Source organism: Halioglobus sp. D3-4 (assembly GCF_055809315.1).
Genome location: NZ_CM147907.1, coordinates 4,014,759 through 4,028,254, shown reverse-complemented (window position 1 = coordinate 4,028,254; position 13,496 = coordinate 4,014,759). Strand labels below are relative to the sequence as shown.

Here is a 13,496-nt window from a genome sequence, read left to right as displayed (position 1 = left end):
AGCATACACCAGCGGCGGGGGGTTTTGGGCTAATAGCGCCGGGATTTTCTCCGGCAAAGGCACTGCGATACCGGCAGGCGTCACCCGGCGGCCAGCAACTCCCGGATTTCAGTGTCGCTCACATCGTCAACAATACAGGCCGAGCCGATAGCCTTGAGCAGGATCAAGCGCAGTTGGCCGTCGATGACCTTCTTGTCGTGCGCCATGAGCTCGAGAAAGGCATCTGCATCCATATCCGCAGGCGGTGTGACGGGCAGGTGTATGCCCAGCAGCAGCTCGCGGAAATCATCGACTTCCGCTGGCTGAATCCAGCCGCGCCGCGCGGACAGCTCCAACGCCAGCAACATCCCGGTAGCCACGGCTTCTCCGTGCAACCATTGCCCGTAGCCCTGGCCGGTTTCAATCGCGTGCCCGAAGGTGTGACCGAGGTTCAAAATCGCGCGCATACCGCCCTCGCGCTCATCTGCCGCGACAACCTGCGCCTTATTCGCACAGCTGCGCTCTATCGCCTCGGCCAGCGCGGCTTCTTCCCTGGCCAGCAGGCGTGGCATATGCTCCTGCAGCCAGCGGTAGAACGGCTCATCACTAATCAGCCCGTACTTCACCACCTCGGCAAGACCGGCACTGAACTCCCGCGCCGGCAGAGTCTGCAGGGTATTGATGTCAATCAGTACCGCCTGAGGCTGGTAGAACGCGCCTATCATGTTCTTGCCCTGCGGGTGGTTGACCGCGGTTTTTCCGCCCACCGAGGAATCGACCTGCGCCAGCAGGGTAGTTGGCAACTGAATAAAATTGACGCCACGCTGATAACACGCTGCAGCAAACCCGGTGATGTCGCCCACCACACCACCGCCGAGGGCGATAAAGGTGGTATTGCGACTGTGTTTGTCCGTCATCACCCGGTCGAAAATATCGGACAGTGTGTCCAGTGATTTGTACTGCTCACCGTCGGACAACACGATCTCGGTAATAAGCTGCCTCTCGCCCAGCGCCGCCCTTACCCGCTCGGCGTAAAGCGGCGCGATCGTTTCATTACTGACCACAACCACCTGTGAGCCCGCGATATGCTGGGCCAGCAGCTTGTTGTCCGACAGCATGTCGCGGCCGATATAAACCGGATATGTGCGTTCCCCCAGTTCGACGTGAAGGGTGTGCATGATCAACGACACGGAAGCTCCTCAGACTGATTTGTAGAAGGGTATTCTAACGCTTTGAGGGAGGGGCTGTCTTTCCCGCTGCCCTAGAGGGCGGCAAGTTCTTCCACCAGACGCTGCGCCACCATGCGCGGGCTGCAGGAATCGGTCTCTATGATGTGATCGGCAATTTCCCGGTAGAGCGGGTCGCGCTCGGCCATCAGCTCGCGCAAAATGGTTTCCGGGTCGCCTTTTTGCAGCAGGGGCCTGCGGCGGTCGCGGCGGGTACGCCTGACCTGTTCTTCAACCGTGGCATACAGGTAGATGACAAAACCGCGTCCGGCTAGCGCGCTGCGGTTTTCCGGGCGCAGCACGACACCGCCTCCCGTCGCCAGTACCACATCATCCCACTCCGTCATTTCCGCGACCACCTGCTGTTCACGTGCGCGGAAGCCTGCCTCGCCCTCTACGTCAAAAATCCACGGAATATCGGCGCCGGTACGCACCTCAATTTCGGTATCCGTATCGGCAAACCGCAGCTTCAGGTGCTCCGCCAAATATTTGCCGATGGTGGTCTTGCCGGCCCCCATGGGGCCGACCAGAAAGACGCGATGCAAGGGAGGCATTAGTTCTACTGCTCTCTAATCAAGCAGCTGGTCAGCCAGAATACGCGGCGTAATAAAGATCAACGTCTCTGTCTTGGTGTGGGAGCTGGACTGACTCCTGAAGAAGGCGCCAATGTAGGGGATGTCGCCGAAGAAAGGTACCTTGTTAACCGACTCAATATCCTCGGTTTTGAACACACCGCCCAGTACCACCGTCTCACCATTGCCCACCAGCACCTGCGTCTCGAGCTGCGTGGTATCAATTGACGGGATGAACCCGCCACTGCCGGAGGGCACCAGCTCACCCACGGAATCCTGGTTTACCTTGAGATCCAGCATGATGCGGTCATCCGGCGTAATGTTCGGTGTGACGAACAGCGCCAGCACGGCATCCTTGAACGCGACAGTGGTTTCGCCACTGGCAGAGGACTGCTGGTAGGGAATTTCGGTACCGGACTTGATTGAGGCCTCTTGCTTGTCCCCGGTGATCACCTTCGGCTGCGAGACGACCTCACCTTCACCCTCCGATTCCAGCGCGGACAATTCCGCTGACAGGAATAGGTCCCCACTGGCAAAACCAATCGCAAAGCCGCTGTTGGACGCAACACCCAGGTCGACCAGAAGGGCGCCGGGGTAACTGACAGTCGGCGTATTGCCATTAATAATGTCCTCATTGATGCTCACCACGTTGTCGGTATCACCCGAAACAGTGATCAGATCATCCCCTTTGTTTACATATGCTCCACCCCACTCGATACCGAGGCTTTGCGCGGCATCAGATTGCGCGATCACAATGCGCGCCTCAATCATCACCTGGCGCACAGGGATATCAACCAGTTCCAGCAACTCCCGTATTTCAGCCAGTTTTGTCGCTGTATCGGTGATGATCAGCGAGTTAGTGCGGGTGTCGACAACCACCGATCCACGCGGTGAAGTCAGGCTGCCGCCATCTTCGGAGCCAGCTTGAAACAACTCGACTATCTCTTCTGCATTGGCGTAACGAATGCGCACAAACTCCGAGACCAGCGGGGCCAGTTCGGCGATCTGTTTGTTTGCCTCGATCTGCTGACGCTCACGCTCCGCAATTTCGGCCGCGGGTGCCACCATCAGCACATTGCCAATCTGGCGTTTATCCAGGCCCTTGGTTTTCAGCACCAGTTCCAGCGCCTGATCCCATGGCACATTCTGCAACCGCAGGGTGATCCGCCCTGATACTGTATCGCTGGCCACCAGGTTCAACTCGGTGAAATCGGCGATAAGCTGCAGCACAGCGCGCACTTCAATATCCTGGAAATTAAGCGATATCCTGTCACCCACATAGTTGAACTCGTTGGCGCGGCGCTCGACTTCTTTCGCGGACAGCGGTTTCACACTGATGACGTATTCATTGTCTGTCTGATAGGCCAGGTAATCGAAATCACCGGTCGTTTTCAGCCGCAGAGTCGCACCGCGTTCAGTGGTATTCACATCGACGCTATTCACCGGCGTGGCGAAATCAGTTACGTCGTAACGGCGCATCAAGCGCTCGGCCACTGTGGTATCGATAAACTCTACTTTGACATCCCCAGCTTCGCTGAACACATTCACATCGACAGAGGGGTCTGTAAGATGCAGCGTGAGTTTGCCCTCACCACCCCCGGTTCGCTGGAACTCAAGATCTGTGATTTCGGAGACCACCTCGGTCACTTCGACAACGGAAGATTGCACAGTGAGTGGCTCGCTGCCCTGCTTGACGTAATCAGTACCCTCCTGACCAACTACCAGGAACAGATTATTGCCTTCAACGCGAGTTTCATAGGGCACCAGCTTGATAAGTTCAACCACCAGCCGAGTGCGATCACCAGACTCCAGTACTACGGCCTTGTTGGCATTGCCGTAGGGCAGGGAATAGCGTTTCTGCTCGAGGCCGCTGGTCGTATTGGGAAAGTCGACGGCAATGCGTGCGGGTTTTTCGATGGCGTAGGTTTTGAAATCGGGCGGCGGCTCGTTGAACTCCAGACGCACTTCAAACTTGCTGCCGGGCCTGGAACTAAACTCGATGTCCTGCACTGTGGGTGCAGCAAGCGCCGCTCCGGTCACAAAGCTCATCGCCAGCATAACGACTGCGTTCCGCCACCTCATTCCCAAGCTCACTTTAGATTTCAACACGGCCTTTGTCCCCACATATTGTTTTATAGTCACGGCTCCGAGCCATGATCGCGATTTATAAACCGCTTAATTTGATTGTGCGCGGCCGCTCGACCCAACCATCGGGCGTACCATCACTCACTATCTCTACTACCGAAACATAGGTATCTGACATATCCACGATTCTACCGTGGTGTCGACCCAGGAAATTACCCGTTTTCACTCTGTGCACACCGCCGTCCGGGTCTTTTATCAATGTCCAGTTGGTCCCGTCACGCTCCAGTGTGCCCACCATGCGCAGCGAGTCGAAGGTGTACTGCTCCAAAAACTCCTTGGCCCGATTTTCATCCGGCTTGATCGCCGCGATTGCCTGCAACTGGGCTATTTCGCGAACCTCAATGGGCCGGTCAAACGGGCTGCGTAATGTCGTGGCGCTGTAAGCAAACGCCTCATAGGCTTTGAAGGTGGGAATCGGGGCAATAATGCCGCCAGGGCGGGTGCGCTTTTCCGCCATAAAGGTATCCAGATCAGACATATCTGAGCCAGAGCAACCGGCCAGAACAGCTCCCAAAGCGAACAACGAAACCAGGGTAAACGGGGTGCTCTTCATCACTAGGCATCCCCGTCTTTATAGCGATAAGTCTTGGCGATAATCTTCATATCCAGACTATTTGAGTTTTTCTTGTCAGTCGTTATTTCGAAATCGTGAAGTGTAACGATGCGGGGCAGGCCGGCCATGCCGCTGATAAAAGCACCGAGATCATGATAGGAACCAGAGGCATTTATGGCGATAGGAAGTTCGACATAGAACTCTCTGGCCCGCTCTTTTTGCAAGTCAATACTGGCAATATCCAGCCCATTGAGTAGGCCTTTATTGGTGATATCTTCCAGCAAGCCCGGCACTTCAGTATCGCTGGGCAACTGGCTGACCAGCGCGCCAAAAGACTCTTCCATCTCAACCATCTGCTGGCGATAGGCCTCCAGATTGGCGGCCTGGAAGGCTTTGGCTTCAAAGTCTTTCTTGAGTTTGACCTCGCTTTCCTGGGCCCGAGCCAACTTCAGCTGCATGTCCTCGATATGGTAGTAATAGCCCCCTATCAAGACTACGATCACCAGCACCGCCCAGATCAAACTCTTGACGGCTATCGGCCATGATCCAACATTATCAAAATCAAGATCGTTTACATCGAATTCGCGCAATGAGCGCATGGTATCTTCAAATGCCATGGTTCAGCCCTCCTCCGACTGTTCGTCGATCGCCGGAGCCTGCACGGTAACACTCAACTCAAATCGATTGGCCTGCTCGCCAAACTCACGAGCTTCATGCACCTTGTCAAGGTTGGGGTTCGCCAGCCACTCCGACGCTTCCAGGCGCCGCATCAGGCTCGACACCCTGTTATTCGACTCAGCGATACCGCTGATTCTGATAGTCTTGCCACGGGTGGTGAGACGCGTGTAAAACACCCCATCCGGTACAGTGCGGACCAACTGGTCAAGCACCCGCACAATAATCGGGCGGTTGCCCTGCAGCTCCTGAATAACCCGCATGCGGTCGAGCAACTGGTTGCGCCGCTTCTGCAGATCGCGAATTTCGGCAACCTGCTTATCCAGCTCTTTGATATTCTCGGTCAAGTACTGATTGCGCGCGACCTGATTATCTATCTGGCTGTTGACGATGCGGTCGGCCATTAGCACGACGCCCGCCGCGAGCGCAATGACCAGGGCAACCGTTGTCAGGAACTCCTTTTTGAGTTCCTGTCGCCGCTCCTCGCGCCACGGTAGTAGGTTGATCTGTGCCATCAGTCAAAACTCCGTAACGCCAGCCCGCAAGCGATCATCATAGCCGGGGCGTCACTGCCCAGCGCTACTGCATTTACACTGGAGGATATCGACATCTGCGCAAACGGATTTGCCACCGAGGTGGGGGTACCCAATTTCTCGCGCACCAGTTCCTCCAGACCCTCCATGGAAGACACACCGCCCGCGAGAATAATATGGTCAACATCGTTGTACTGGCTTGAGGAGAAAAAGAACTGCAGGGAGCGCGCCACTTGCTGAACCACCGCTTCTTTAAAGGGTTCCAGCACCTCGGGCTCATAATCGTCCGGCAGGCCGCCCTGTTTCTTGGCCAGCCCGGCTTCTTCCAGTGGCAGGCCGTAGCGACGCATGATCTCATCGGTAAGCTGCTTGCCGCCGAACAACTGTTCGCGCGTGTAGATGGTCTGGCCGTCGCTGAGCACGCTCAGGGTTGTCATGGTTGCACCGATGTCGACGATCGCAACGGTGCTCTCCTCGTCCAGATCCAACTGGTTGCGCACCAGTGAGAAAGCCCGCTCCATCGCGTAGGCCTCAACATCCATTATCTTGGGCACCAGTTCTGAGCCCTCTATCGCCTCGACCCGTGACTCGATAGTCTCGCGTCGACACGCGGCCAGCAGCACCTCCACCTGATTGTCACGATCCGGCGCAGGCCCCTGAACCTCAAAGTCGATCGCGACCTCCTCCAGCGGGTAGGGAATATACTGATCCGCCTCCAGGGTGAGCTGGATTTCCATGTCATCCTCGCTGAGACCCTGCGGCATGTCGATCAACTTCGTGATCACAGACGAGCCGGCCACAGCGGCGGCGACATTTTTGAGCTTGGTGCGAGACTGCGCCACAACGGTGCGGATGGCATTGGATACCCCTTCCACATCGTTGACGCTTTTTTCGATAACCGCGTCCTGTGGCAACGAACTCACCGCGTAGCTCTCTACGCGGTAACGGCCCCCAGTATGCGACAACTCCAGTAATTTCACTGTCGTTGAACTAATATCCAGCCCCAGAACCAGCGTCGCCTTTCTCTTTCCAAATAGTCCCAGCAACTTTTTTCCCTATCAGTATCACTAACTTAGGATGTTTTTATGCAACAATACATTAATGTTAGATATACCACAGCCCAAAACTTATCAAAACACAAAAAAAGCTTATAATTACCAATCGACTTCAATAACCGCCGTTGCTACTTTCACCAAGCAGCTGTTTTTTAAAGGAATAAATGAGCTTCCTACGCTTCGTTCTAAGACTGTTCGTGCTCGGTTTTCTGGGTGCACTGTGGCTGATCGCCGGAGTCTATCTGTACCTCAGCCCGAACCTGCCCGATGTAGAGACATTGCGCGATGTTCGGCTACAGACTCCTATGCTGGTCTACACCCGCGACGGCGACCTGATCGGCCAGTTTGGCGAGCAGAAACGCAGCCCGTTACCGTTCGATGCCATCCCGCAGCAGTTCATCAACGCGCTGTTGGCGGCGGAGGACGACAATTACTTCGCACACCGCGGCATCGATGTGATGGGGCTGATGCGAGCCACCTCAGAACTGGTTCTCACCGGCGAAAAAGGCTCCGGCGGCAGTACGCTGACCATGCAGGTGGCGCGTAACTATTTCCTCAGCCTCGACCGCACCTTCATGCGGAAATTCAATGAAATACTACTGGCGATCGAAATCGAGCGCTCGCTGAGCAAGGAAGAAATTTTCGAGCTGTACTTCAACCGCATTTTCCTCGGCCACCGCTCCTATGGCTTCGAGGCTGCATCCCAGGTCTATTACGGCAAGACTATCGGCGAGTTGACGCTGGCCCAGCACGCCATGCTGGCAGGCATTCCAAAGGCGCCGTCGCGCATCAACCCGGTCAGTGGGCCACAGGCGGGGCTGGAGCGCCGCAACTGGATTCTGGGGCGTATGTATTCACTGGGCTATGTCAGCCAGAGCGATTACCTCGAGGCCTTGGCTCAACCGGTCACCGCCCGGCTATATGGAGCACAACTTGGGTTTGCGGCTCACTACGCCGCTGAAATGGCGCGCCAGGAAATGGTCGAGCGCTACGGCCTTGATGCCTATACCAACGGTTACCACGTCTACACCACTATCGACAGCGAATTGCAGCGCGTTGCCACCCGCTCGGTGGTAGAGGGCCTGATTGCTTACGACAAGCGCCACGGCTATCGCGGCGCCGAGCGACAACTGCCACCCAAGGGCTCCAATGAAGAAACCATCGCCGACTGGCGGGAAGCGCTCAGAAAAGCCCCGCAGATCGGTGAACTTCAGCCCGCTATTGTGACCTCAATCGCCGACGACAAGGCGACGCTGCTACTCGGTGATGGCAGCACCCCTGATCTACCCTGGGAAAACGGCATTCGCCAGGCGCGACCCTACCTCAGTGAAAACTCCACCGGCGCATCACAGCAACCGGTGGACAAGATACTGGCAGTGGGCGATCTGATCCGGGTTTCACTGGACGAGGAGGGCGAATGGCAGTTGGCGCAATTGCCGGCAGCGCAGGCGGCACTGGTTTCGCTGAACCCGGACAACGGCGCCATCATCAGTATTGTTGGCGGCATCGGCTTCGAACAGAGCAAATTCAACCGCGCCACGCAGGCGCAGCGCCAGCCGGGCTCCAACTTCAAGCCCTTCCTTTACAGTGCGGCACTGGAGGCAGGGTTTACCGCAGCGACCATCATCAACGACGCACCCATCGTACTGGAGGGCGGCTCGCAGGACGACCTGTGGCGGCCTGAAAATGACGAGGGCAAATTCTATGGCCCGACACGCCTGCGCTGGGCGCTGACCAAATCCCGCAATCTGGTTTCCATCCGCCTGCTGCAAAGACTGGGCGTGAAGCGGCTGATCACCTATGCCGATCACCTCGGGTTTGATACCTCGGGATATGTGCCAGAGTTGTCGTTGGCGCTGGGCACGCAAAGCATTACACCGCTGGAAATGGCCAAAGGCTATGCAGTACTGGCCAACGGCGGTTACCGCGTAGAGCCCTACCTGATTGAGCGCATCGAAGATATCAATGGTGTCACCATTTTCGAGGCCATACCACCGACGGTATGCCGTGACTGCGATGGGCTGCCACCGCCAGAGGAGCCCACGGCAGACGAAGAAATGAGTATGGAGGAGATTCTGGCGGCAGACACTGCGGTGAAGAAAAACCTCCCTCCAGCGCCGCGCGTAATGGACGCGGGGGTAAATTTCATTATCGACAGCATTCTCAAGGACGTCATTACTCGCGGCACCGGACGGCGCGCACTGGTGCTTGAGCGCAGCGATATCGGCGGCAAAACCGGCACCACCAACGGGCCAATGGACGTCTGGTTCTCAGGCTACAACAGGGACGTGGTAACCACAGCCTGGGTAGGCTTTGACAACTACACACCACTGGGCCGCAGGGAATTCGGCGGGACTGCGGCGCTGCCGATCTGGATCAGCTATATGCGCGAGGCGTTAAAGGACAGCCCGGAGCAGGAACGCCCGGTACCGCCAGGCATCGTCACTATGAAAATTGATCCGCAAACCGGCGAGCCAGCAAGCGCCGGACAGAGCAATGCGATATTCGAATACTTTAAGCGTGAGACCGCACCACAGCGCAGCGGGCGCAGAGACAACCGCCGCGACAGCGACAGCCTCTACGACCAGGTAAACGATCTGTTCTAGCGCGCCGCCATATAGTTCTGGGGATACGGCAAGCGGGCAACGCCGCTGTCGACAGCGGCCCTGGCAACCGCCGGGGCAACCCTCTGCAGCAGGCGTTCATCCAGCGGATTGGGGATGATGTATTCCGGGCCGAAGGCCAGCGCGTCGCGACCGCATGCAGCCAGCACCGCCGGAGTGACCGGCTCGCGAGCCAGCGCGCTTAACGCGTGCACAGCAGCCACTTTCATTTCTTCATTGATATGCGATGCACGCACATCGAGTGCGCCGCGGAAAATGAAAGGAAAGCCGAGCACATTGTTCACCTGATTGGGATAATCCGAGCGGCCGGTGGCAATAATGAGGTCGTCTCTGGTGGCCATGGCCAATTCCGGCTTGATCTCGGGATCCGGGTTGGAACAGGCAAATACCACCGGACGCGGCGCCATCGACTTCAGCATGGCCGGACTCAGCAGATCAGCCCCGGATAGACCTATAAAGACATCGGCGCCGTTGATCGCATCCGCCAGCGTGCGCTTGTCAGTGTCATTGGCAAATTCCTGCTTGTAGGCATTGACGCCTTCACGCCCCTCGTAGATGACACCGCGTCGGTCCAGCATGAAGATATTTTCGCGGCGCGCACCCAGGCTCAACAACAGGCGCATGCAGGCTATTGCTGCAGAGCCGGCACCCAGGCAGGTAATCACTGCCGTTTCGAGCTTCTTGCCCTGAATTTCAAGGGCGTTAATCAGTCCGGCGGCCGTGACGATGGCCGTACCGTGTTGATCGTCGTGAAACACGGGAATGTCGCACAGTTCGATCAGCGCCGACTCTATTTCAAAACATTCCGGTGCCCTAATGTCTTCCAGATTGATGCCGCCGAAAGTCGCAGCGATACGCGACACGGTCGTGATAAAGTCCTGTGAATCTTCTGTATCGACTTCGATATCGATGGCATTGACATTGGCAAAGCGCTTGAACAGCAGCGCCTTACCTTCCATCACCGGTTTGCTGGCGAGGCTGCCGAGATTACCCAGGCCGAGCACAGCAGTGCCGTTGCTGATGACGGCAACGAGATTGCCTTTGCCGGTATAACGGTAGGCGTCCGCGGGATCCTCTGCAATCTCACGGCAGGGCTCAGCCACGCCCGGGCTATAGGCCAGGGCCAAATCTCTCTGGGTATCAGCCGGCTTGGACAGCTCGATACTGATTTTCCCGGGCACAGGCTCGGCGTGATAGGCAAGGGCGTCTCGTTTCAGATCCTGGGGCATAGCGCTGCCTCCTGTGCTCTCCTGAATTTCTGCAGAACTGGAACTGGATCGATTCACAAGCGCACCTTTGGGGAATTGGGCTTATCGAGAATAAAAAAGCGCCCGCCCGATAGGGCTGTGGCGCTTTGCAGGCATCGCAGCGAACTGCGATGGATTCCCTAGCGTTTCAGGCTGCGTCCGCCGAAACGCTTGTTGAAGCGATCGACACGGCCACCGCTGTCTACCACTTTTTGCTTGCCGGTATAGAATGGGTGGCAGGCCGAGCACACATCGACGTGAAAATCTTCACAACGAGTGGAACGCGTCTGTATCGTGTTGCCGCAACTACAGGTGGCTGTTACAGCCTCGTATTTGGGATGTATATCTGCTTTCATTACATGGAACTCCTGGTCATTGGTGCCGCCACCTGATCACTACCAGGCACCGCACCTCGCTTGGAGAGTTGAACCGCTACGGGCATGGGCCACGCAGCATGAGCCGCTCAAAAAATAGGCGGGCATCTTACCAGACACTGAGCGATAAGCAATAGCGCGCGAGCTTTTGCTACAATGTCCGATTGCAACCCATTTCGCGTGTACTCGCGGTTAACTAAGGCGCTTAATGTCCATACTTCGCCTGGCAATCCCCTCACCCCTGCGACGACCTTTTGATTATCTTCCTCCCGAAGGCATGAGCGGGGAACAGATCGCCGGCCTGCGTCCCGGCGTGCGGTTTCGCGTGCCGTTCGGAAAACGGGAACTCACCGGCTATCTACTCGAGGTCTGCACCGAGAGTAGCGTGCCCGACAGTACACTCAAACCCGCTCTTACTCTGCTGGACGAGACCCCACTGGTTGACCCCCAGTTGCAGCAGCTATGCCTGTGGGCCAGCCATTACTATCATCACCCGGTAGGCGAGGTGTACAGCACCCTGTTCCCCAAGCGATTGCGCGAGGGCAAACCACAGCAGCCCACCGGCACACCCGGCTGGCAATTGACCACCCGCGCCAAGGGCCTGCCCGACGAGGCCTTGCCGGGCTCGCCGCGACAGGCACAGGCTATCGACTTGCTGCGACAGAACGATTGCATGGCGACCGCAGAGCTTAAGGACAGCGGCATCAGCGCGTCGGTATTGCGCAGCCTTCAGGACAAGCAGCTGATCGAGCCGCACTTTATTAGTAAGCGCTCACATACCGGAAGAGCAAACCCCGGTCTGACATTAAATGAAGAGCAGGCCAATGTACTACACAGCGTTTTGGCCGCCGGCCCAGGTTTCAACTGCCACCTGCTGGAAGGCGTGACCGGCAGCGGCAAGACCGAGATCTACCTCCAGTTGATCGACGATTGCTTACAGCGCGGCCATCAGGCACTGGTACTGGTCCCTGAAATCGGCCTGACCCCGCAGACGCTCGACCGCTTCCAGCAGCGTTTTGACGCAGACATTGCGGTGCTGCACTCGGGGCTCACCGATGCCCAACGCTACCAGGCCTGGGAAGCCGCCCGCAGCGGCACCGCCCAGATTGTTATCGGCACGCGCTCTGCCGTATTCACCCCACTGGCCAAACCGGGCTTGGTCATCGTGGATGAGGAACACGACGGCTCTTACAAGCAGCAGGACGGCTTTCGCTACTCCGCCCGGGATGTCGCGGTGAAGCGGGCCCATATCCACGGTTGCCCGATCCTGCTCGGCAGCGCCACACCATCGCTGGAAAGCATTCACAATGTGGAGGCCGGTCGCTATCGGCATCAGCAGCTCACACAGCGCGCCAGCAGCGCCGGTATGCCAGCCATCCAGGCGGTAGATGTGCGCAAGCAGGTGTTGCAGGCGGGACTGTCTGACACGCTGATCGCGGCGGTGGAGAATACATTGCAACAGGGTCAACAGGTGCTGCTGTTTCTCAACCGCCGGGGCTATGCCCCCACGCTGCAGTGCCACGATTGTGGCTGGGTTGCCGAGTGCCGCGCCTGCGACGCGCGACTGACGGTACACCGCAGGCGACGGCGTCTGCGCTGCCATCACTGCGGCGCCGCCAGTGCACTGCCCCGGCAATGCCCCCAGTGCCACAGCGAACGGCTGCTGGCCGCCGGCCTGGGCACGGAGCAGGCCGAGGACTTCCTGCATACGCGCTTTAAACAGTGGCCAGTGTACCGCGTGGACAGCGACTCCATGCAGGGCAAGGGTGCGATGCAGGCGCTGGCCGACGAAATCAACCGCGGCGAACCCGGTATTTTGCTCGGTACGCAGATGCTCACCAAGGGCCACCACTTTCCCGCCGTCAGTCTGGTGGCGGTCATCGATGCCGATGCACTGCTGTTCAGTGCCGATTTTCGCGGCGAGGAGCGCATGGCACAGCTGCTGACCCAAGTCGCCGGGCGTGCCGGAAGGGCTGAGCTGGCAGGCAAGGTATTGCTGCAAACCCACTACCCCGACCACCCGGCGCTGCTGGCCATGTTGCACTCATCGTATGCCGTGCAGGCGCGCGCGATGCTGGAGCGGCGGCGCGACGCCGGCCTGCCACCCGCTGGGCAGCTGGTACTGATCCGCACGGACTGCCGCGATGCGGAGTACGGCGAGCAGTTCCTGCACACGCTGCGCCAGCACTGCACGCCACACCTGCCCGCCGACACCCAGCTGATAGGGCCGCTGCCATCCCCGATGCAACGCCGCGCAGGCAAGTACCGCTGCCAACTCCTACTGACCGCACCCGACCGTCGCTCAGCACAGGTGGCGGCCGGTACGCTGGTAGCGAATGCAGAGGCGCTGCCGGCACGGCAGGGGCTGAACTGGTCCATTGATATTGATCCACAGGACGTTTTCTAACGGCCACTTGCACGCTCACGTCGCGCGCCAATAGCGAATGATGGTAAACTGCGCGATCAGGGCCCGCTCGCTATTGCACGCCAACCGACACGCGCCCGCCAACATA

General features: G+C 58.0%; 11 protein-coding genes. 2 read left to right on the top strand and 9 right to left on the bottom strand.

The window, feature by feature from the left end; genetic code table 11:
• Nucleotides 1-80 precede the first annotated feature (80 nt).
• From aroB to AC0L6S_RS17690, 7 genes are all read right to left on the bottom strand, one after another.
• Nucleotides 81-1,157, bottom strand: coding sequence for a 3-dehydroquinate synthase (gene aroB, locus AC0L6S_RS17720; RefSeq protein ID WP_473428635.1), 1,077 nt, complete (start codon nucleotides 1,155-1,157; stop codon nucleotides 81-83).
• A gap of 83 nt (nucleotides 1,158-1,240) precedes the next feature.
• A complete protein-coding gene (gene aroK, locus AC0L6S_RS17715; protein ID WP_473425440.1) occupies nucleotides 1,241-1,759 on the bottom strand; it encodes a shikimate kinase AroK in 519 nt (172 codons plus the stop codon).
• A 15-nt stretch (nucleotides 1,760-1,774) separates the two neighbouring features.
• A complete protein-coding gene (locus tag AC0L6S_RS17710; RefSeq protein WP_473425439.1) occupies nucleotides 1,775-3,859 on the bottom strand; it encodes a type IV pilus secretin PilQ in 2,085 nt (694 codons plus the stop codon).
• Between the two features lie 82 nt (nucleotides 3,860-3,941).
• A complete protein-coding gene (locus AC0L6S_RS17705) occupies nucleotides 3,942-4,475 on the bottom strand; it encodes a pilus assembly protein PilP (protein ID WP_473425438.1) in 534 nt (177 codons plus the stop codon).
• 2 nt (nucleotides 4,476-4,477) lie between these two features.
• Complete coding sequence (locus tag AC0L6S_RS17700) at nucleotides 4,478-5,092, bottom strand: type IV pilus inner membrane component PilO (RefSeq protein WP_473425437.1); 615 nt, start codon at nucleotides 5,090-5,092, stop codon at nucleotides 4,478-4,480.
• Nucleotides 5,093-5,095: 3 nt separating this feature from the next.
• A complete protein-coding gene (locus tag AC0L6S_RS17695) occupies nucleotides 5,096-5,665 on the bottom strand; it encodes a PilN domain-containing protein (protein WP_473425436.1) in 570 nt (189 codons plus the stop codon).
• On the bottom strand, nucleotides 5,665-6,729 hold the full coding sequence (locus AC0L6S_RS17690) for a pilus assembly protein PilM (protein WP_473425435.1): 1,065 nt from the start codon (nucleotides 6,727-6,729) through the stop codon (nucleotides 5,665-5,667). The genes AC0L6S_RS17695 and AC0L6S_RS17690 overlap by 1 nt, the downstream gene beginning before the upstream one ends.
• A gap of 173 nt (nucleotides 6,730-6,902) precedes the next feature.
• Between AC0L6S_RS17690 and AC0L6S_RS17685 the strand changes: the two genes are divergently transcribed.
• A complete protein-coding gene (locus tag AC0L6S_RS17685; protein WP_473425434.1) occupies nucleotides 6,903-9,344 on the top strand; it encodes a penicillin-binding protein 1A in 2,442 nt (813 codons plus the stop codon).
• Here the strand turns inward: AC0L6S_RS17685 and AC0L6S_RS17680 are convergent.
• Nucleotides 9,341-10,591, bottom strand: coding sequence for a malic enzyme-like NAD(P)-binding protein (locus AC0L6S_RS17680; RefSeq protein ID WP_473425433.1), 1,251 nt, complete (start codon nucleotides 10,589-10,591; stop codon nucleotides 9,341-9,343). The two genes, AC0L6S_RS17685 and AC0L6S_RS17680, sit on opposite strands and share 4 nt — an antisense overlap.
• A gap of 158 nt (nucleotides 10,592-10,749) precedes the next feature.
• Nucleotides 10,750-10,965, bottom strand: a complete 216-nt coding sequence (gene rpmE, locus AC0L6S_RS17675; protein ID WP_473425432.1) for a 50S ribosomal protein L31 — start codon at nucleotides 10,963-10,965, stop codon at nucleotides 10,750-10,752.
• A gap of 226 nt (nucleotides 10,966-11,191) precedes the next feature.
• Between rpmE and AC0L6S_RS17670 the strand changes: the two genes are divergently transcribed.
• Nucleotides 11,192-13,390, top strand: a complete 2,199-nt coding sequence (locus AC0L6S_RS17670) for a primosomal protein N' (RefSeq protein ID WP_473425431.1) — start codon at nucleotides 11,192-11,194, stop codon at nucleotides 13,388-13,390.
• The last annotated feature ends 106 nt before the right edge of the window (nucleotides 13,391-13,496 follow it).

Coding starts and splice junctions, on each gene's coding strand:
- aroB (WP_473428635.1), bottom strand. CDS start 1,157: ATGCACACCCTTCACGTCGAACTGGGGGAACGCACATATCCGGTTTAT.
- aroK (WP_473425440.1), bottom strand. CDS start 1,759: ATGCCTCCCTTGCATCGCGTCTTTCTGGTCGGCCCCATGGGGGCCGGC.
- AC0L6S_RS17710 (WP_473425439.1), bottom strand. CDS start 3,859: ATGAGGTGGCGGAACGCAGTCGTTATGCTGGCGATGAGCTTTGTGACC.
- AC0L6S_RS17705 (WP_473425438.1), bottom strand. CDS start 4,475: ATGAAGAGCACCCCGTTTACCCTGGTTTCGTTGTTCGCTTTGGGAGCT.
- AC0L6S_RS17700 (WP_473425437.1), bottom strand. CDS start 5,092: ATGGCATTTGAAGATACCATGCGCTCATTGCGCGAATTCGATGTAAAC.
- AC0L6S_RS17695 (WP_473425436.1), bottom strand. CDS start 5,665: ATGGCACAGATCAACCTACTACCGTGGCGCGAGGAGCGGCGACAGGAA.
- AC0L6S_RS17685 (WP_473425434.1), top strand. CDS start 6,903: ATGAGCTTCCTACGCTTCGTTCTAAGACTGTTCGTGCTCGGTTTTCTG.
- AC0L6S_RS17680 (WP_473425433.1), bottom strand. CDS start 10,591: ATGCCCCAGGATCTGAAACGAGACGCCCTTGCCTATCACGCCGAGCCT.
- rpmE (WP_473425432.1), bottom strand. CDS start 10,965: ATGAAAGCAGATATACATCCCAAATACGAGGCTGTAACAGCCACCTGT.
- AC0L6S_RS17670 (WP_473425431.1), top strand. CDS start 11,192: ATGTCCATACTTCGCCTGGCAATCCCCTCACCCCTGCGACGACCTTTT.